At 68.1% G+C, this 17,042-nt stretch carries 24 protein-coding genes; 19 read left to right on the plus strand and 5 right to left on the minus strand.

Annotation, left to right across the window (positions count from 1 at the left end; genetic code table 11):
• Positions 1 to 39: 39 nt before the first annotated feature.
• The 4 genes from JNUCC0626_RS19920 to JNUCC0626_RS19935 form a co-directional block, all read right to left on the minus strand.
• Positions 40 to 513: a hypothetical protein gene (locus JNUCC0626_RS19920; protein WP_394621275.1), complete on the minus strand. Its 474-nt coding sequence runs from the start codon at positions 511 to 513 to the stop codon at positions 40 to 42.
• A 92-nt stretch (positions 514 to 605) separates the two neighbouring features.
• Positions 606 to 1,094, minus strand: coding sequence for an Imm1 family immunity protein (locus tag JNUCC0626_RS19925; RefSeq protein ID WP_394621276.1), 489 nt, complete (start codon positions 1,092 to 1,094; stop codon positions 606 to 608).
• Positions 1,091 to 1,846, minus strand: coding sequence for a DddA-like double-stranded DNA deaminase toxin (locus tag JNUCC0626_RS19930; RefSeq protein WP_394621277.1), 756 nt, complete (start codon positions 1,844 to 1,846; stop codon positions 1,091 to 1,093). The genes JNUCC0626_RS19925 and JNUCC0626_RS19930 overlap by 4 nt, the downstream gene beginning before the upstream one ends.
• Positions 1,847 to 1,910: 64 nt before the next feature.
• Positions 1,911 to 2,120: a hypothetical protein gene (locus tag JNUCC0626_RS19935; RefSeq protein WP_394621278.1), complete on the minus strand. Its 210-nt coding sequence runs from the start codon at positions 2,118 to 2,120 to the stop codon at positions 1,911 to 1,913.
• Between the two features lie 69 nt (positions 2,121 to 2,189).
• Between JNUCC0626_RS19935 and JNUCC0626_RS19940 the strand changes: the two genes are divergently transcribed.
• Positions 2,190 to 2,972: an HNH endonuclease gene (locus JNUCC0626_RS19940; protein ID WP_394621279.1), complete on the plus strand. Its 783-nt coding sequence runs from the start codon at positions 2,190 to 2,192 to the stop codon at positions 2,970 to 2,972.
• A gap of 12 nt (positions 2,973 to 2,984) precedes the next feature.
• Positions 2,985 to 3,677 (plus strand): hypothetical protein, encoded by a 693-nt coding sequence (locus JNUCC0626_RS19945; protein WP_394621280.1) that lies wholly within the window; start codon positions 2,985 to 2,987, stop codon positions 3,675 to 3,677.
• A 212-nt stretch (positions 3,678 to 3,889) separates the two neighbouring features.
• Here JNUCC0626_RS19945 and JNUCC0626_RS19950 read toward each other — a convergent pair whose 3' ends face one another.
• Positions 3,890 to 4,591: a hypothetical protein gene (locus tag JNUCC0626_RS19950; RefSeq protein ID WP_394621281.1), complete on the minus strand. Its 702-nt coding sequence runs from the start codon at positions 4,589 to 4,591 to the stop codon at positions 3,890 to 3,892.
• A gap of 467 nt (positions 4,592 to 5,058) precedes the next feature.
• On the opposite strand from JNUCC0626_RS19950, the gene JNUCC0626_RS19955 reads away from it, so the two are divergent.
• The 17 genes from JNUCC0626_RS19955 (at position 5,059) to JNUCC0626_RS20035 (ending at position 17,041) form a co-directional block, all read left to right on the plus strand.
• Positions 5,059 to 5,670, plus strand: coding sequence for a ParB N-terminal domain-containing protein (locus JNUCC0626_RS19955; protein ID WP_394621282.1), 612 nt, complete (start codon positions 5,059 to 5,061; stop codon positions 5,668 to 5,670).
• Positions 5,667 to 6,644, plus strand: a complete 978-nt coding sequence (locus tag JNUCC0626_RS19960; RefSeq protein WP_394621283.1) for a hypothetical protein — start codon at positions 5,667 to 5,669, stop codon at positions 6,642 to 6,644. Before JNUCC0626_RS19955 ends, JNUCC0626_RS19960 begins: the two co-directional genes overlap by 4 nt.
• The gene (locus JNUCC0626_RS19965) at positions 6,641 to 7,048 is read left to right on the plus strand and encodes a hypothetical protein (protein ID WP_394621284.1); all 408 of its coding nucleotides are present in this window, start codon (positions 6,641 to 6,643) and stop codon (positions 7,046 to 7,048) included. Before JNUCC0626_RS19960 ends, JNUCC0626_RS19965 begins: the two co-directional genes overlap by 4 nt.
• Entirely contained in the window at positions 7,048 to 7,476 is a 429-nt protein-coding gene (locus tag JNUCC0626_RS19970; RefSeq protein WP_394621285.1) for a 6-pyruvoyl trahydropterin synthase family protein, read from the plus strand. The genes JNUCC0626_RS19965 and JNUCC0626_RS19970 overlap by 1 nt, the downstream gene beginning before the upstream one ends.
• Positions 7,473 to 8,204: a 7-carboxy-7-deazaguanine synthase QueE gene (locus JNUCC0626_RS19975; RefSeq protein WP_394621286.1), complete on the plus strand. Its 732-nt coding sequence runs from the start codon at positions 7,473 to 7,475 to the stop codon at positions 8,202 to 8,204. The genes JNUCC0626_RS19970 and JNUCC0626_RS19975 overlap by 4 nt, the downstream gene beginning before the upstream one ends.
• Positions 8,201 to 8,806 carry a GTP cyclohydrolase I gene (gene folE / locus JNUCC0626_RS19980; RefSeq protein WP_394621287.1) on the plus strand — a complete coding sequence of 202 codons (606 nt, stop codon included), beginning with the start codon at positions 8,201 to 8,203 and terminating at the stop codon, positions 8,804 to 8,806. Before JNUCC0626_RS19975 ends, folE begins: the two co-directional genes overlap by 4 nt.
• Positions 8,807 to 8,830: 24 nt before the next feature.
• Positions 8,831 to 9,301 carry a phage terminase small subunit P27 family gene (locus JNUCC0626_RS19985; RefSeq protein WP_394621288.1) on the plus strand — a complete coding sequence of 157 codons (471 nt, stop codon included), beginning with the start codon at positions 8,831 to 8,833 and terminating at the stop codon, positions 9,299 to 9,301.
• Entirely contained in the window at positions 9,255 to 11,024 is a 1,770-nt protein-coding gene (locus tag JNUCC0626_RS19990) for a terminase large subunit (protein WP_394621289.1), read from the plus strand. Before JNUCC0626_RS19985 ends, JNUCC0626_RS19990 begins: the two co-directional genes overlap by 47 nt.
• 8 nt (positions 11,025 to 11,032) lie before the next feature.
• The gene (locus JNUCC0626_RS19995) at positions 11,033 to 11,251 is read left to right on the plus strand and encodes a hypothetical protein (RefSeq protein WP_394621290.1); all 219 of its coding nucleotides are present in this window, start codon (positions 11,033 to 11,035) and stop codon (positions 11,249 to 11,251) included.
• A gap of 15 nt (positions 11,252 to 11,266) precedes the next feature.
• The gene (locus JNUCC0626_RS20000) at positions 11,267 to 11,476 is read left to right on the plus strand and encodes a hypothetical protein (RefSeq protein ID WP_394621291.1); all 210 of its coding nucleotides are present in this window, start codon (positions 11,267 to 11,269) and stop codon (positions 11,474 to 11,476) included.
• 3 nt (positions 11,477 to 11,479) lie between these two features.
• Positions 11,480 to 13,396 carry a phage portal protein gene (locus JNUCC0626_RS20005; protein ID WP_394621292.1) on the plus strand — a complete coding sequence of 639 codons (1,917 nt, stop codon included), beginning with the start codon at positions 11,480 to 11,482 and terminating at the stop codon, positions 13,394 to 13,396.
• A gap of 50 nt (positions 13,397 to 13,446) precedes the next feature.
• Positions 13,447 to 14,268, plus strand: coding sequence for an HK97 family phage prohead protease (locus JNUCC0626_RS20010; protein WP_394621293.1), 822 nt, complete (start codon positions 13,447 to 13,449; stop codon positions 14,266 to 14,268).
• Complete coding sequence (locus JNUCC0626_RS20015; protein ID WP_394621294.1) at positions 14,252 to 15,559, plus strand: phage major capsid protein; 1,308 nt, start codon at positions 14,252 to 14,254, stop codon at positions 15,557 to 15,559. The genes JNUCC0626_RS20010 and JNUCC0626_RS20015 overlap by 17 nt, the downstream gene beginning before the upstream one ends.
• A gap of 12 nt (positions 15,560 to 15,571) precedes the next feature.
• Positions 15,572 to 15,784: a hypothetical protein gene (locus JNUCC0626_RS20020; protein WP_394621295.1), complete on the plus strand. Its 213-nt coding sequence runs from the start codon at positions 15,572 to 15,574 to the stop codon at positions 15,782 to 15,784.
• A gap of 127 nt (positions 15,785 to 15,911) precedes the next feature.
• Positions 15,912 to 16,118: a hypothetical protein gene (locus JNUCC0626_RS20025; protein WP_394621296.1), complete on the plus strand. Its 207-nt coding sequence runs from the start codon at positions 15,912 to 15,914 to the stop codon at positions 16,116 to 16,118.
• Positions 16,119 to 16,130: 12 nt separating this feature from the next.
• Positions 16,131 to 16,694 carry a hypothetical protein gene (locus JNUCC0626_RS20030; protein ID WP_394621297.1) on the plus strand — a complete coding sequence of 188 codons (564 nt, stop codon included), beginning with the start codon at positions 16,131 to 16,133 and terminating at the stop codon, positions 16,692 to 16,694.
• Complete coding sequence (locus JNUCC0626_RS20035; protein WP_394621298.1) at positions 16,691 to 17,041, plus strand: hypothetical protein; 351 nt, start codon at positions 16,691 to 16,693, stop codon at positions 17,039 to 17,041. The genes JNUCC0626_RS20030 and JNUCC0626_RS20035 overlap by 4 nt, the downstream gene beginning before the upstream one ends.
• Position 17,042 lies beyond the last annotated feature (1 nt).

Genomic DNA, 17,042 nt, shown 5'->3' on the forward strand with positions numbered 1-17,042 from the left:
CACCGGATTGCCCGTTGCCCAACGCGACGGTCAACACCGTCAGCGCCGTGACCCCCGTCGCCTACTGCGAGTCTGGTCCTGCTGCCGCCGTTCGCGCTCGGCCTGCGCCTGCCGCGCGACCTCCCGAGCCCTGACGTCTTGTGCCCGGCGCTCGATCTCCGCGTCCTTCTCACGGTGAAACCACATCACGGCGTTGCGGGTGACCGGCGAACCGTCGTACGGCCACGAGACGCCCCGCGCTTCATCACGGTTATGGCCGTTCAGCCACAGTGCGGACAGCCGTCGAACGTTCTCGGCGTGGACGTCCTCGGGGCGCAGCTCCTCTGCCGCGATGTCCAAGGAGTGACGCCACCCAGGGCGCACCACCTCGGCCTGCGTGGCCTCCTCGTACCGGCCCCGCCCGAAGGCGTTGCGCGGGTTGCCCTTCATTACGAAGTGGTGATTCGTCGCGCACATCAACTCCGGGGCGTCCAGGTCCTCGGCGAACGTGATCGGGCCGTCGATGCTGCGCAAGATGTACACCGCGCACCGCCCTTTCGTGCCCAGCTGGCATGACCAGGCGACCATACGGCGCAACGATCAAGATCAGTAGATACCGGCTTGCCTCAGTAGAACTCCGACGTGTGGTCCTGCCACGTCACGCAGGTCGGAAGTTCGCCGGTCTGCCGGAATTCCTCCAGCGCCGCAAGGATGCGGTCAACCGGAAGGGCGGCATTGGGAGGGAACTCGGCCCGCACGTCCTTGTCGATGAACAATGTGGGCGCATTCGAACTCGGGGATTCGTTGCGGGTGACGTAGATCCCCTGCGGCGTCCCGTCCGCAGCAGGCGGTTCCCACGACTTCGGGCTGAGGAACATCAGCGCGCCCATGCGTTCCGGGAACGCCACGTCAACCTTGATCAACGTGTCAGGCTTCTGCCGTGGTCCGACCCTTGGGCGTTCCCGGGCAACGACCTGCGGTGGGTGGGGCTGCCGGTGCGCCAGCATGTACTCCAGCAGCTCCTCCAGTTCGGAGCGGGAGGTGACCGACGCCGGGGTCTTCGCCCCGTCGGTGTCGTCGTCGCGGTAGTACCAAACGTCGAGCGTGTACGTCACGTGATGTCCCTCCCGCGGAACGTGTGAGAGCCCTTCGGATCATGCACGACCAGCGTTTGCCCTGGCAGGAGTATGTCAGGAAGCAACTCGTCACAGCCCAGCTCGCCCCGGCAGATCACGTTGTTGATCACGACCTCGGCGTGGCGGACGTGCTGAACTGTGGCTTCACGCATTCGCCACGCCACCTTGGCCTCGACGTGTGACGCCACCCATGGTGTGCTCCCAGGTCGAATCAGGCCCAGGTCGGCAACGTGCTTGGCGATGGCGCGAACCTCGGCGCTGGCCGCGTCACCACTTTGGACCAGGTCGCTGTGACCGTCGTCGTCACGAAAGAAACCGCTGGTGACGTACGTCGGAAGCGCGGCGCGTTGCTGTTCGATCCAGTCGGCGTTCGGCGGCATTGGGGGCGAGGCGGACGGTGATCCGCGAGCTGGTGCAGGCGATGGCTGACTGGGCTGGGCCGGCGGCTGCGTGGGCGCGTCGCCTTGCAGGGTCCTGCGGTACTCCTCAACCGTCCGGCACCCCGCAGCGACGATCTCAGACAGTTCCACAGCCCCAGTAGCAACGCTCAACCACGCCTGCATGACCTGGTCGAACTCGTATTCAAGAGAACCCGATCCCTGCATGACCTCGGCCAGCAGCGCCGCGGCCTCGTCGGCAAGCTCCCCCGCCTGCGCCAGGGCCGCGTTCGCCTCGTCGGCCTTACTCACCACCCGGTCCAGCCCGGCGGCGATCTCCTCGAACGTCGCCACGTGCACCCCCGTCCCCGTCCACCGCATCGTGGCACGGGGTACCGACAGTCAGCCCGCCAAGCGCTCAGCGCTGATCCGGCGACTCCTGCGAGGTCCCGTCCTCGGCGTCGGTCGGTCTGGTCACTGGCGGGAGTTGTTCGCGTGCCGGAGCAGGCCACCGCGCCACGTCCGCCTTGATGCCCTCCACGACATGGGGCGGCAGTTCGCGAATCGCGCGCGCAAGGTCGGATTCCGGGCCGGACTCGTCCGGGCCGGGGTCTGAGTCGTCGGGCATAACTGCTGATCGTAGCCACGGGCCAGGTCGACGGCCCGCCTTGCGCGCCACTGCAGAAGGGCGCAGGCCATGCCGATGTCGCCCCCGACCCGGTGCGCCGCACCGGGCTGCAACGCGCTGACCAGCCGCGGGACCTGCGAGACGCACAAGCGGGTGCGCTCTCCACACGAGACCCGGCCGCGGTACCGAGACAGCGACACGTGGTCGTCGGGGTCGACGTCCCGGTGGCGCAGGGTCCGCGCGGCCCAGCTCGCCCGACACCCCGACTGCGCCCGCTGCCACGGCCCTGCCGACCAGGTGGACCACGTCGTCCCCCTCGCCATCGGAGGAGCCAAGTACGACCCGGCCAACCACCAGTCCCTGTGTGCGGACTGCCACCGGGCCAAGAGCGCCGCGGAGCTGGGCAAGACCTACGCCGGGAGGGGTCCTCGGGTGCGGACGTACCGAGTGGACAACCGAGTGGTCGTCGTCTCGGGATCGCCGTGCTCGGGTAAGACCACGTACGTACGGGACCGCAAGCAGCCGTACGACATCGTGTGGGACTTCGACGCCGTGGCCCTCGCCCTCGGTGCACCGGGAGACCACGCCCAGCCACCCCATTTCCTTCCGTTCGTGGCGGAGATGAGGGACGCGTTCCTGGGCCGGCTGACCCGCAAGCACCAAGCCCCCCGCGTGTGGGTCGTGACCTGCGATCCCCACCTGGCCGATCGGCTTCCTGGCGCACAACACGTCCGCATGGCCGCGACCCGAGACCAGTGCATGGCTCGTGCCGTCACGGCAGGCCGTCCACATCGGTGGGTCGAACTGGTCGAGCAGTGGTTCACCGAGCACGGGAACACGCCTGAACGGTGAGGTGGTGTACCGGTGCTGTACTTCGCCAACGCCAGTTCGCCCACCGTGCGGGCTGCGATGGCCGCCGGTGAAATCGGGATGATGTGCACGCCCGCGGAAGGGCGTTCGCCTGCTGGCGCACGGGTGTGGGCGGCTGACAACGGCTGCTATGGCCAGGGCTACCCCGGTGACGTCAGGTGGTTGAAGTGGTTGGCCAAGCTCCAGCCTTACGCCGGGAACTGCCGGTTCGCGGTCGCCCCCGACGTGTTCGACTCCGTCAACATGGCGGGTGACGCCGGAGCCACTCTTGCCATGTCGGTGCCGTTGCTCCCTGAGATCGAAAAGCTCGGGTACCGCCCGGCGTTCGCTGCCCAGGACGGCACGGAGGACCACCCCGTTCCGTGGGACAGGTTCGCTGTGTTGTTCCTGGCAGGAAGCACGTCGTGGAAGCTGGGTGAGCCAGCAGCAGCGTTGGCGGCCGAGGCCCTGCACCGCGGCAAAACGGTCCACATGGGACGCGTGAACAGCCGCAAGAGGTGGTTGATCGCTGAGCGCCTCGGGTGCGCGTCGGCTGATGGGACGTTCCTAGCCTATGGGCCGGACACCAACCTCCAACGGATGCGCCGCTGGTCGGTCACGACCGCAGATACGCCTCCAGCGGGGTCAACTCCGGCGGTACGTACGAGGCGATGTACTGGCGCGCAAACTCCAGGCCGTCAGGCGTGAGCCGGAAGTGATGCACCTTCCCGCGCACCAGCCTGACGCCGGTGCCGTGGTCCGGTAGATCATCGACCAGCCCGGTTTCGCGCAACCGTTGGACTATCCGACGTACACGGTCCGGGTCCAGGTGGAGCTGTGTTGCCAGGTCAGTTACATAGCGGTACGCGTCTGGCGCTGTTAGAAGCGCCTCGTAGACCTGTCGAGTCTGGCGAGAGTTCTTACGCATGAACAGGTTCAGGGTTGAAGTCTGGGGCAGGTTCGCGGTCGCCGATGTGTTCTTTGTGGAAGAACAAGGCGGAGCAAATGTCAGTGCCCCATGACTTGTCAGCGCTGGATTCCCACCCGGCGACACGGACCCAACCGTGTCCGTAGAGGAGGCGGTCTGCCCAGCGTTGACTGCTCTCCATGTCTGGCCAGTCAACGTCGCTGTGCCGAACGTGCACGGGGCCTTCCTCGTGGCCTCCCCACGCCACGTACCAGCAAGACGGGCCGCCGTGCTCCGGTGTGCCGAAGCCGATCTTCACGGCGGTGTGCCTCCTGCGCTTGATCAGTCCGTCCCCGATCAACTGGTGAAGCCGTGCGGGAACGGGCCGTTCCTGATCGTCAGGGGCGAAGTCCTCCGCAGGTTTGCGCCCGCCGAGCTTGTGTTCCTCGACGATCGACGCATGGCCGAACTCGCCTTGCTGGAGATCCTCGGGCTCAGTCCACGGGCTGAGCCTGACCCATCCCCGATGCGAGATGACCCTGTCTGCCCACTCCCTGCACTCGGGCACGTTCTGCCAGTCGACGGCATGGAACCAGGTGGTCGGCCCGTCTTCCCACGTGAGATACCAGACCGGCGGGCGGCAGGAGCCGGTCTCCTCGGCTCCGATCAACGCATGCTCAACAAGCCTGGCGGCCACGCGCGTCCCTTCATCCATAGGTGCCAACACCTTCGGTGAGGACGTCGTGCAACTCAAAGTTGCATAACCGAATGGGTGAACGCGCCTGAACGAAGCTCGGTGCAGGGAGGCGGTGCCCGTGGCCAAGAACATGTGGTGTTGCCAGGCGCATCTCGTTGCGGCGAACCGGGAAGGGCGACGTCAGGCCGATCGTCGGTGCTCGTGCCGTGGTCGGTGTGGATGGCACATCGGGCCACCGCCTAGACCAATGCCCGACGAGGTCGAGGCGACTACTCCAGTTGCCAACTAAACCAATCCTCGACTTTGGAGACGCGCAGTGACTAACGCGTGTACTCCAGACGGGGTAAGGGGTGTCGAAATCACTGGTGCCCCTCCGCTGCCATGTCTCCGCCGGTGGCGCGCTTTTTCGTGTGACAGGTTTCCGTAACTGAGTGTGACAGACCAGCGTGCGCCTTGCGCCTTGATCACGAGCAGGCGGTGACGGTGTGCCTGTACCAATCCACGATCTGACGACGACCCGTGAACCGGTCGCCTCGCTTCACACCTACTTCCGCAATCCCAGGCGCGGCAACGTGGACCTGATCGCACAGTCCCTAGTGGTCAATGGCCAGTACAGGCCGGTGGTCGCGAACAAGGGCACTCACACCGGCCGGGCACGGGAAGTGTTGGCGGGCAACCACACCCTGGTCGCCGCGCGGGACAAGGGCTGGCCCGACATCGCCGTGTGCTGGGTCGACGTGGACGAGGACCAGGCCGCGCGGATCGTGGCCGCGGACAACCGGACTGCCGACGTGGGCGACTACGACATGGGCGCGCTCGCCGAGCTGCTGGACGGGCTGGACGACCTGGCCGGTACCGGCTACACCGACGCTGACCTCCAGGCACTCCAGGCGGTTCTCGATGCGCCGGCCGATGTCGCCGACCTGCACGAGAAGTACGGCGACCCGGACGACGCGGTGTTCCACCCGGAGATCCGGATCAAGGTGACACCGGACCTGTTCGACCGGTGGCGCAACGCGTTGGAGCACTACGAGGGCGCGGACGACGTGGCCAAGCTGGGGCAGCTCCTGGACGACGTCGAGGTCATGCACGGGTGACCGCGCAGCCGTTCAAGATGCTGGGCTCCTATGCCTACTACCGCACGGTTGACCTGGCGAGCCTGGTCGACGGACTTCCTGGTGCGCGCCCGTTGTTCTTCGGTGACTCCGGCGCCCACTCCGCCCGGACGTTGGGGATCAACCTGACCCTGGACGACTACGCGGCATGGTGCCGACGCTGGGACCGGCAACTCACCGTGTACTCCAACCTGGACGTCATCGGCGCACCGGAAGCCACTTACGCCAACCAGAAGGCACTGGAGGCCAAGGGGTTGCGCCCCATGCCGGTGTTCCACACCGGCACGCCGTGGCACTGGCTTGAGCGCTACTTGGACGAGGGCTATACCTACATCGCGCTGGGCAAGCTGCTGGGCAACCCGATCAAGCATGTGATGCCCTGGCTGGCCAAGGCGTTCCGGTTGGCCCAGGGACGGGCCGTGTTCCACGGGTTCGGGATGACGGTGTGGCCCGCGCTGCGTGAGTTCCCGTTCTACTCCGTCGACTCCAGCACGTGGGGGTCCGGAGCCCGCTACGGCGACGTGAGCCTGTTCAACGGCCGCAACATGGTGCGGGTCCGCCTGCGGGACAAGGCCGCAGTCCTGGCCCACCGGGACCTGATCGCCCTGCACGGTGCCGACCCCGCTGTACTGGCGTCCAAGGCGAACTATGACCGCCGGGTGGTCGTCGGCGTGTGCGCCGTCGCCTACCACCGGGCCGAGGACTTCCTACGCAGGCGGCACGGCCCGATCGCCCTTCCGGACGGCCCGTACAACCCGGTGGCCCGCCAGACCAGCGCCCCGGCGACGGACGGCCTGCACCTGCACCTGGCCGACACCTGGGACGGCAACCTGACCGCCGCCGCGGCCGGGCTTCACCTGTACCTGGCCGAGACCTGCCGGGGAGACCTGCACAGCGCGTCGTCCGCCCTGGACCAGTACGCCCGACCCGCCCAAGCCAAGGAGGTTCCGGCGTGAGCCTGAGCCGCACGATCACCGTAGGACCCTTCGGGATCTTCTTCACCAACGTCAACCGCGCCATGAACCTGCGAGCGCACTCCCACACGGGAGCCGTCACCGTCGTCTACGACACCGTGGGGCGGCACGGATACCCGTCGTTCTGGGAGACCAACACGGCCCTGGAACAGCGCATCCACCAACTGACCCGCCGGGTGTTCAAGGACGCCACCAACGAGGACGTGGCCGACCTGCTGTTCGCCCACCTGGACGGGTGGACGTCCCCGCTCTGGGAACCGTGGGGCGGCACCTACCGGCTGCGCGCGGTCCACCTGGACGTCGTGGGAGTCCACGACGAGATCGGCCACGACGCCGGGACCACCCGGTACACCGTGGCTCGGACCGACGACGAGCAGGCCGCCTGATGCCGGCCCACATCGTCACCGTCTCCCACAACTTCGAGACCGCCCATCGGTTGCCGCACATACCCGGCAAGTGCATGTCCCTACACGGCCACTCCTGGTGGGCCGACATCACGGTGTCCGCGCCGGAACTGGACGGCGGGATCGTGGTGGAGTTCGGCCCGTTCAAGAAGGCGTTGCGCAGGTGGATCGACGAGCACCTGGACCACGGCGTGATGCTGGGCAGCAAGGACCCCCTGGTGGGGGTGCTGCGGTCCTACGACACCAAGGTCCACGTGGTCGACGGGTGGCCGACGGTGGAGACCGTAGCGGCGATGCTGGGACGGCTGGCCGGTGAGTTGCTGGCCGAGCTGGGCCGCGCCCCCGGCGCGCAGGTGACCGGCGTGACCGTCCGGGAGACGTTCGTCAATTCCGCGGGGTGGTCGGCGTGACCGCCCTCGACACTTCGCGCTCGGACCTGGTGACCCTGCTGGTGGCGGAGGTGTTCGGCCCCACCGTCCAGGGCGAGGGGCCGACCGCCGGGCGTCGCTGCTCGTTTCTGCGGCTGGGTGACTGCAACCTGGCGTGCGACTGGTGCGACACCCCGTACACCTGGGACGGCGGGCGGTTCGACCTGCGGGCCGAACTGACCAACCGGCCGGTCCACCTCCTGGTGGACGAACTGCTGGCCGGTGAGGTCGACCGGGTGGTGATCACTGGCGGGGAACCGCTGCTGCACCAGCGGCGCACCGGGTGGCGGCAGCTCCTGCAGGAGCTGGGCCGGGCCGGTGTCGACGTGGAGGTGGAGACCAATGGGACGATCCCGCCGCAGCCGTTCACAACGGAGTTCGTGGCGGCGTTCAACGTCTCTCCCAAGCTGGCCAGCGCGGGAATGGACCTGCGCCGCCGGGTCCGGGTGGCAGCCCTGACCACGTTGCGCGACACCGGCAAGGCCACGTTCAAGTTCGTGTGTCGCACGCCCGGCGACGTCGCCGAGGCCGCGGACTTGGTGGACCACCTCGGTATCCCAGCCGGGATGGTCTGGGTGATGCCGGAAGGCACCACCCGCGCCGAGGTCGACCGGCACCTGGCCGTGATCGCCGACCCCGTGGTGAGCCACGGATTCAACCTGTGCACCCGCCTGCACGTACTGGCGTGGGGCGACGAGAGGGGACGATGACCACCACATCCGCGACCATCGACCTGGACCAGCCGGTCCGGCAGCGCAACGCCTTCACCGACGGTGTCGACGCCTGGTTGGCCCACCGGGGGCTCGATCCCAACAGCCAGGCCCTGCGCGGAACCCCGATGCGGCTGTTCAAGGCGCTCAACGAACTGACCGCGGGGTACGACGAGGACCCGGCGGTCCTACTGTCCGCCCGGTTCGACGTCGAGCGGTCGGACGAGATGATCGTGGTGACCGGGGTCCCGTTCACCAGCCTGTGTGAACACCACCTGTTGCCGTTCACCGGTACCGCGACCATCGCCTACCTACCTGCACCGGGCGCTGCGGTTGCCGGGCTATCCAAGCTGCCGCGTGTCCTGGACGCCTATGCCCGGCGTCTCCAGGTCCAGGAGCAACTGACCCGCCAGGTGACGACCGCCCTGGACAGTCACCTGGACACCGACGGGTCGGCCTGCGTGATCCGGGCCGTTCACGGCTGCCTGGCTCATCGAGGGGCACGCAAGCCCGGATCGGTGATGGTGACCAGCTCCTACACCGGCCGGTTCCAAGCCGACATCGACGTGCGGGGCGAACTGCTCGCCCACATCCACGACTGACCGGCGCGGGAACGGGGGTGCGCCATGGGCAAGCGCGGCCCGTCTCCCAAGCCCACCGCCCTGCGGCTGCTGCACGGTGACCGGGCGGACAGGATCAACACCGACGAACCCACTCCGCGCACCGGCCTGCCGCACTGCCCGGACGATGCCTCCGACGAGGTCCGCCAGGTGTGGGACTACACGGTGGCCGAGCTCCAGGTGATGGGGCTGGCTTTCCCTGCGGACCGGGATTCGTTGCGCTGCTACTGCGAGGCCGTGGTGGCGCACCGCCGGTCGTCGGCGGTGCTGGCCAAGAGCGCCATCCTGGTCAAGGGCATCCACGGCGGCATGGTCCGCAACCCGGCTCTCCAGATTCAGCGTGACGCGGCGATGACGATTCGCGCGTTCGCCGGGGAGTTCGGGCTGACTCCCAGCGCTCGCAGCACGATCCGCGCACAGGAGGCGGGCCGTGGTCGAGAGGAAGACGTCAACCCGTTCGCCGGGCTCGCCCAGTAAGCGCCGCATTCGCCTGCCTTCCAAGGCAAAGCTGGACGAACTCAAGCTGTCCCGCGAAGTCGCCTGGTACCTGTTGGACCGGGGCTATGGATTGCCGTCCTGCCCACCTGCGATCAAGACCCCGGAGCCCGGCGAGGCACCGGGAGCCCAGTTCGATCCGTCCCGAGTGGACCGGGTACTGCGGGCGTTCTGCCTGCTGCGCCATACCCAGGGCCAGTGGGCCGGGCAACCGCTGCGGCCGGACGTGTGGCAGATCGCCTACGTGATCGCCCCGACGTTCGGGTGGGTCCGCTGGGACACCGACGCGGGTATCCACGTCCGGATCGTTCGCGAGTTGTACGTGGACGTCCCGCGCAAGAACGGCAAGTCGACCATCGCAGGCGGGATCGCCCTGTACATGGCGTGCGCCGACGGCGAACCTGGCGCCCAGGTCGTCACCGCGGCGACCAGCGAGCGTCAGGCAGGGTTCGTGTTCGGGCCTCTGCGTTTGCTGGCAACGAGTTCGCCCGCGCTCAAGCCGTACGTGCACTGCACGGTCAAGCGGATCGTGCACCACGCCACGGCGTCCTACATCGAGGTGATCGCCAACGCTGCCACCGCCCAGCACGGCGCGAACCTGCACTGTTCGATCGTGGATGAGTTGCACGTCCACAAGACGGCCGACCTGGTGGAGGCGCTGGAGACCGGCACCGGTTCGCGTCGCCAACCGCTGACCGTGATCATCACGACGGCGGACTCGGGCAAGCCCGGCACGATCTACAGCCGCAAGCGTCATTACGTCGAGCAGTTGTCCCGCCGGGTGCTGGTCGACCCCACGACCTACGGCGTGGTGTGGGCGGTCCAGGAGACCGACGACCCGCACGACGAGCGGACGTGGAGGCGCGCCAACCCCGGCTACGGCGTCAGCCCGACCCGCGCCTACCTGGAGTCGGCGAGCACCAAGGCGAAGCAGTCGCCGGCCGATCTCGCCTCGTTCCGGCGGCTGCACCTCGGGGTGCGGACCAAGCAGTTGACCAGGTTCCTGACCCTGGAGGCCTGGGACCGCAACGGCCACGCCTCGGTCGACCAGGCCGCGCTGACCGGCCGGGAGTGCTACGGCGGGCTGGACCTGGCGAGCACGTCGGACCTGGTGGCGTTGTGCTGGCTGTTCCCCGATGACCAGCGGGGCGGTTACGACGCGGTGTGGAAGCTGTGGACCCCCGAGGCCAACGTGGAGGCCCTGGACCGCCGGACGGCGGGCGAGGCCACCGTGTGGGTCCGGGATGGACTGTTGACCGTCACGCCCGGCAACGTCGCCGACTACGACTTCATCAGGGCGACGATCAACGCCGATCGTGAGCAGTACGACGTCAAGTCCTTGGGCTACGACCCGTGGAACGCCTCCCAACTGTCGAACGACTTGACCACCGACGGGGCACCGCTGGTCAAGGTGCGCCAGGGCTACGCCACGTTGAGCCCTCCGCTCAAGGAGGTGCAACGGCTGGTGCTAGCGGGCAGCGAGGACGCGCCCATGTTGCGGCACAACGCAAATCCGCCGGTTCGGTGGATGGTCGACAACCTGGCCGTGACCGTGGACCCCAGCGGCAACGTCAAGCCTGACAAGGCCACGTCCGCCGACAAGATCGACGCCGTGAGCGCCCTGGTCATCGCCATGTCTGAAGCCATGACCCGCCAACCGCCCCGCCGGTCCGCCTACGAAGACGGCGACCTGCAAGTGATCTAGGGAGTTCCGTGATCGACACGACCGGCCGCCACCCCTCCGTGGCGGCCATCGTCAAGCACTTCCACCAGGGCGAGCACCTACGGTCCGACCTGGCCGAGATCGCCGCCCTGTTCCACGGCGTCGTGGTCGAACTGCTCAGCCTCATCGAGCACGACGACCCCGAACTGAGCGCCGCTCTGCGCAAGCTGTTGGAAGCCAAGGACGCCGCTGTCCGGGCCGCTCTGTGACAGGAAGGAACGCCGATGACGTGGGCGTTCCGCCGCCTGGTGCGCAAGAGAGTCGTCATCAACCAGGCCGATCAGGCGTTCGCCGGAATCCTGTGGGCGCAACGCGGCCCGCTTCTCGTACTGCGTAACGCCGAGCTTCTCCAACCCGGTACCGCGCCCCAGCCGATGGACGGCGAGGTTGTGGTGGAACGCCACTCAGTCCACTTCATCCAGATCGTGGGGTGAGTCGTGGCGTTCGTGGTGAGCGCGGGCCAATTGGCCACGGTGAACCGCTCCGTCGTTCCCGCCCTGCCGCCGATGTCCGTGCGGCTGTCCGACGACCTGACCGCCGACTATGCCGCGATCTACCGGTCGCAGCCCCAGGTCCGCACGGTCGTGGGCTTCCTGGCCCGTAACGTCGCCCAGCTCGGCCTGCATCACTTCCGCCGGGTGTCCGACACCGACCGGGTCCGGCTGACCGACCACCCCGTGGCGCGGCTGTTCGCGCAGCCCAACCCCCGCATGACTCCGTACCGGCTGTTCCAGCGGCTGATCAGCGACCTGGCGATCTACGACGTGGCCCTGTGGGTGAAGGTCATGGAGAACGGCGGGGTTCGGGGCCTGGTGCCGATCCCGCCTGCGCGGTTCTCGCCGATCGGTGAGAACTGGTTGGAGCCGGACGGTTTCGAGATCCGCCGGGGCGGCCGGGACCGGCTTGAGCTCGACGCAGACCGGTGCGTGTACTTCCGGGGCTACCACCCCGACAACCCGGTCACCGGATGCAGCCCGATGGAGGCGTTGCGGTCTCTGCTGATCGAGGAGTACGAGGCGACCGCGACGCGGCAAGCCATGTGGCGCAACGGAGCCCGGATGTCCGGGGTCATCTCCCGACCCACAGATGCGCCGGCCTGGTCGCCCACGGCACGGGAACGTTTCCAATCCCAGTGGCGAGCCTCCTACACCGGGTCGGGCACGGACGCGGGCGGAACGCCGCTGCTCGAAGACGGCATGACGTGGCACAACGTCGGCCTGGACGCCCAGCAGGCCCAGTACGTCGAGTCCCGCAAGTTGACTCGCGAGGAAGTCTGTTGCGCCTACTGGGTTCCGCCGCCCATGGTCGGAATCCTCGACCACGCCACGTACTCCAACATCACCCAGCAGCACAAGATGCTGTACCAGGACTGCCTGGGGCCGACCATCGAGGCGATCGCCCAGGAGATCGAGTTGCAGGTCTACCCCGACCTGCCCGGTACCGACGGCGTCTACTGCGAGTTCAACATCGCCTCCAAGCTCCAAGGCAGCTTCGAGGAACAGGCATCGGCGGCCAGCTCGGCGACCGGGCGGCCGTGGATGACGGCGAACGAGACCCGCGCCCGGTTCAACCTGCCGACCCACCCTGACGGCGACGGCCTGGTGGTCCCGCTGAACGTGCTGGTCGGTGGGATGGCCTCGCCCCGCGACACGGCCCCGCCCAAGGCGGTCAAGGCCACCCGGCTGGACCGCCCGGCGGGCAAGGCCGCGGATCTGGCTCCGCTGGACGTCGAGGCGAGCCACCTCGAGGAAAACCTGAACGCCTGGTGCACCGCCCAGGCCTCCACGCTGCTGGCCGGTCTGGACGGCGACGCGCTTCCGTCTCTGGACGAGGCCTGGGGCGTCGCGGAGGCCTGGGACGAGTCGTTGTCCCAGGTGATCGTGCGCCACGCCGTGCGGATCGCTGAGACGGCCGCGGACGACGTCCTGGACCTCTACAACCCCGACAGGTCTGGGTGGAACGCAGACGTCCTGCTGCCCTGGCTCACCACGGCGTCGCGCACCTACGCCACCGCCATGAACACCAGCACCCGCTACCTGCTCACCGAGGGTCTGTCCGACGTGGCGTCGTGGAAGACCCGCGTGGCCGGGGTGCTCGGTGACCGGGCGTCGTTCGTACGGCTGTGGTCGTCGCGGATCACCACGGAGTGCGCGGCGTTCGGCGGCCTGGACGCCGCAGGACCTTCCGGGCTCACCGGCAAGACCTGGCACGCCGGGCACTCAGGCCACGAACACCTCGACGGTGTCCGGATCGAACTGTCCGCGACGTTCCCGAACTCCTGCCGCTGGCCCGGTGACCTGCGCGGCGGTCGCGCCGAGGCCGAGGGCTGCACCTGCCGGTTGACCTTCGACTGATTCACATCTCTGTGTGCCGCCACGCGGTGGCCACCCATGCGGGAGTGCTCATGCACATCAAGACCGCCCCGGTACAGATCAAGGCCGCTGGAGCGCAGGACGGCACCGACGAGGGTGTGTTCGAGGCGATCGTGTCGGCTTTCGACGTCGTGGACACCTACGGCGACGTGGTCCTACCGGGGGCATTCACCGAGACCCTCAAGGAGTGGGCCGACTCCGGCGATCCCATCCCCGTCCTGTGGTCCCACGCCGCCACCGATCCCGATTACCACATCGGGTGGGTGCTCGCCGCGGAGGAACGCGACGAGGGCCTGTGGGTTCGCGCCCAGATCGACCCCGACGACCTGGCAGACCCGAAGTCCAAGGCAGCCAAGGTTTACCGGCTACTCAAGGGACGCAGGGTCAAGCAGTTCAGTTTCGCCTTCGACGTCCTGGACGCCGGATGGGCGGAACGGGACGGGAACGACGTCTACGAGTTGCGCCGCCTCAAGCTCTACGAGGTCGGCCCGACTCTGGTCGGTGTCAACCAGAGCACTGAGCTTCTGGATGTCAAGCGCCGCAAGGAAAACGGTCCGAGGTCCACGCCGTCCGGCGGGGAGACCTCGGGCGCAGACGAGGCACAGCCGCCGCCACTGGCAGCCGTTGTGTCCGCGCTGCAAGAGATCAAGGCCCTTCTGACGGGTCACACGCACGCATCTGAGCAGGCCACGCCATCCCAGCCCGCCGACACGGAGTCGCCCACGCAGGCCGCCCCGGTCGAGCCAGCACGGACCGGAACCGCCTCGGCTCGTCTGCGCGCGGACTTCGAGCGTTTCGACGCCGAAGTCTTCGCTCTCACGAACGAGGACAACGAAAGTGCCAACCAAGGTTGATGACCTTGCCGAGCAGCTGAAGAGCTGCCTTACCTCCATCCGTGGCCTGGCTGACGCCGCTGACGCGGAAGACCGCGACTTCACCGACGACGAGCGCGCCACCGTCACGGCGAAGATGGCCGAGGCCAAGGACCTGCGGGTCAAGCTGGACAACGCCAAGTCCGATGGCGCGGTGCGCAAGGCGATCCGCGACCTGGGCGACGGGTTCGGCCTCACGGAGCCCAAGCCCCACGTCCGCCCGGACGGGCTGATCGTCCCGGATGGACAGAAGTCGATCGGTGAACTGTTCGTCGGTTCCGCCGAGTACAAGGCGCTGATGGAGTCGGTGCCCGGTGGCGTGTTCACCAAGCAGCACCGGGTCCAGAGTCGGCCGGTCGGCTTCACCCATCTGACCCGCAATCCCCGCGGTTCCAAGGCATTGGTGACCGGCGCTTCCGACACCAGCGCGGGTTCGTTGGTGGTCAACGACTACCTGGGCCTGCGGGTCGGCCTGGACGCCTTCCAGCGCCCGCTGACCATCCGTGACCTGGTGACGCCGGGCACCACCCAGTCCGACACGGTGGAGTACGTGCGGGTCACCGGCGTGACCAACAACGCCGCGCCGGTCGCGGAGGCCACCACGACCTCCAACGGCACCAAGCCGGAGTCTGGTCTCACCCTGGCCAAGGTCACCACGCCGGTCCGCACCATCGCGCACTGGATTCCGGTCACCAAGCGTGCTCTTTCTGATGCCGCGCAGATCCGCACTCTGATCGACGCGTATCTGGAGTACGGGTTGGAGGAGGAGTTGGAGGACCAGGTCGTCAGCGGTGACGGTGTCGGCGAGAACTTCGAAGGCCTGGCAACGGTTTCCGGCACGCAGACGCAGGCCTGGGACACCAACATCTTCACCACGACCCGGCGTGCCAAGACCAAGGTCCGCCTGGTCGGCCGGTCGATCCCGACGGCGTACGTGCTGAACCCGGCCGACGTCGAGACGATGGATCTGTTGCAGGACAACGAGGCCCGCTACTACCGCGGTGGTCCGATCGGGACTGTCGGTGGAAACCTGGGAACCGCACCGCTGTGGGACCTGCCGGTCATCGAGTCGGAAGCCGTGCCCGCCGGAACCGGTTGGGTCGGCGACTGGCGCAAGGCGATCATCTGGGACCGCGAACAGTCGAGCATCACGATGTCCGACAGCCACGCCAACTTCTTCGTGCAGAACCTCGTTGCTCTTCTCTGCGAGATGCGCGCGGCGTTCGGTGTGATCCAGCCCAGCGCCTTCGTCGAGATCGACCTGACCGCGTAAAGGGGTGCGCTGATGGGATACCTCAACCCCGCAGCAGGTGCTGCGCGCGAGGGTAAGCAGGCCGCCGCGGTCTCCAACGCCGCTGCGGCAACGGCTTCTGCAGCGGCTGGTGCGACGCCGACCAAGGCGGAGTACGACGCGCTTCTGGCGGACGTCAACGCGTTGCGGACCAAGCTCAACGCGGTGTTGGTGTCGCTGCGCGCGGCGGGACTCCTTGCCCCGTAGCTGGCGGCCGTCCCCCCTGGACCGTGGGGTCCCGGCGGCCTGTCCCGTCTGCGGCACATCTCGTGCCGCGTGCGGACAGGCCGCCGACCACAACCCTGTCGACCTACCCGCCGTGGAGGTTCCGACCGTGGGAGAACCGTTGCGGCGCTATGCCGTCGTGGTCAACGGATACGCCACCCACATGCGGCTCAACCAGGCCGACGCCGAGCGGCTGGGCGCGACCCTGGACGAACCCGCCGAACAGGCGACCACCGAACAGGCACCTGCCGACGAGCGGACACCGGCCAAAGCCCGGCGTGCCAAGAACAAGGCACGCACTCCCGCTGACAAGTAACAGGGGGTGGCGGTGAGCACCCCTGCCCTAGACGAACTGCTCGCAGACCCCGCCGAACTGGCCGCACTCACGGGCCTGCCCGCCGACGACTCCCGGCTGGTGGCGGCACTGGTGGCGGCGAGCAGGCGTTTCGCCGGTGCCGTGCGCTGCCCGATCCGACGGGTGGAACAGGACGAGGTCGTCCTGGACGGCAACGGCACCACCTCCCTGCTGCTGCCCGCGGCCCCGGTCACCGCCGTGCACCTGGTGGAGTTGGACGGCGTCGCACTGGACGCTGCGAGCGTCCAGTGGTCCGCCGACGGACTGGTGGAACGGACGACCCCGTGGCCGCGGCGTCGGCGATGCCTGCGGATCGTCTACAGCCACGGCTACGACCCGGTGCCCGGCATGGTGTCCGACGCCGTCACCCAGGCCGCCCACATCGCCCTGAACAGCGAGCCCGGCATGTCCACCTTGGCGGTAGGTGGCATGTCCGTGTCGTGGTCGACCACGTTCGGCGGTGCCCAGGCCGGCGCAACCGAGGCCTGGTCCCAGGCCGTCGAGCGGTACCGGCTCAACCGGGGTGACCGGGCGTGATCATGTTCACCAGCTCGATCACCGTCCTGCGCGCCCCGCTGCTGGTCGACCGGTACAACTCCGAGCGGCCCGACTGGAAGCAGGCCACCCGCACCCGCGTAACGGGGGTGTCGGTGCAGCCGACCGCGACCACCGAGACGACGACCGAACCCCGCGACCAAGTGGTGACCGGGTGGCGGGTCTACAGCCGGGCAGGCGTGGACCTGGACGTTCGGCACACCGACCGGGTGGAACTGGAGAACGGGACGGTGTGCGAGGTCGTCGGCGAGATCGCCCGATGGCCTCACCCCATCCGGCCCGGCCTGGTCCACCACGTGGAGTTCGACATCCAACGCGTACGGGGGTGAA

Source organism: Lentzea sp. JNUCC 0626, assembly GCF_043632865.1.
In the GTDB taxonomy this organism is placed as follows: Bacteria; Actinomycetota; Actinomycetes; order Mycobacteriales; family Pseudonocardiaceae; genus Lentzea.

Excerpts from the sequence above, each read along its gene's own strand:
- JNUCC0626_RS19935 (WP_394621278.1), bottom strand. The coding sequence starts at position 2,120 with ATGCCCGACGACTCAGACCCCGGCCCGGACGAGTCCGGCCCGGAATCC.
- JNUCC0626_RS19940 (WP_394621279.1), top strand. The coding sequence starts at position 2,190 with ATGCCGATGTCGCCCCCGACCCGGTGCGCCGCACCGGGCTGCAACGCG.
- JNUCC0626_RS19950 (WP_394621281.1), bottom strand. The coding sequence starts at position 4,591 with ATGGATGAAGGGACGCGCGTGGCCGCCAGGCTTGTTGAGCATGCGTTG.
- JNUCC0626_RS19970 (WP_394621285.1), top strand. The coding sequence starts at position 7,048 with ATGCCGGCCCACATCGTCACCGTCTCCCACAACTTCGAGACCGCCCAT.
- folE (WP_394621287.1), top strand. The coding sequence starts at position 8,201 with ATGACCACCACATCCGCGACCATCGACCTGGACCAGCCGGTCCGGCAG.
- JNUCC0626_RS19985 (WP_394621288.1), top strand. The coding sequence starts at position 8,831 with ATGGGCAAGCGCGGCCCGTCTCCCAAGCCCACCGCCCTGCGGCTGCTG.
- JNUCC0626_RS20000 (WP_394621291.1), top strand. The coding sequence starts at position 11,267 with ATGACGTGGGCGTTCCGCCGCCTGGTGCGCAAGAGAGTCGTCATCAAC.
- JNUCC0626_RS20010 (WP_394621293.1), top strand. The coding sequence starts at position 13,447 with ATGCACATCAAGACCGCCCCGGTACAGATCAAGGCCGCTGGAGCGCAG.
- JNUCC0626_RS20020 (WP_394621295.1), top strand. The coding sequence starts at position 15,572 with ATGGGATACCTCAACCCCGCAGCAGGTGCTGCGCGCGAGGGTAAGCAG.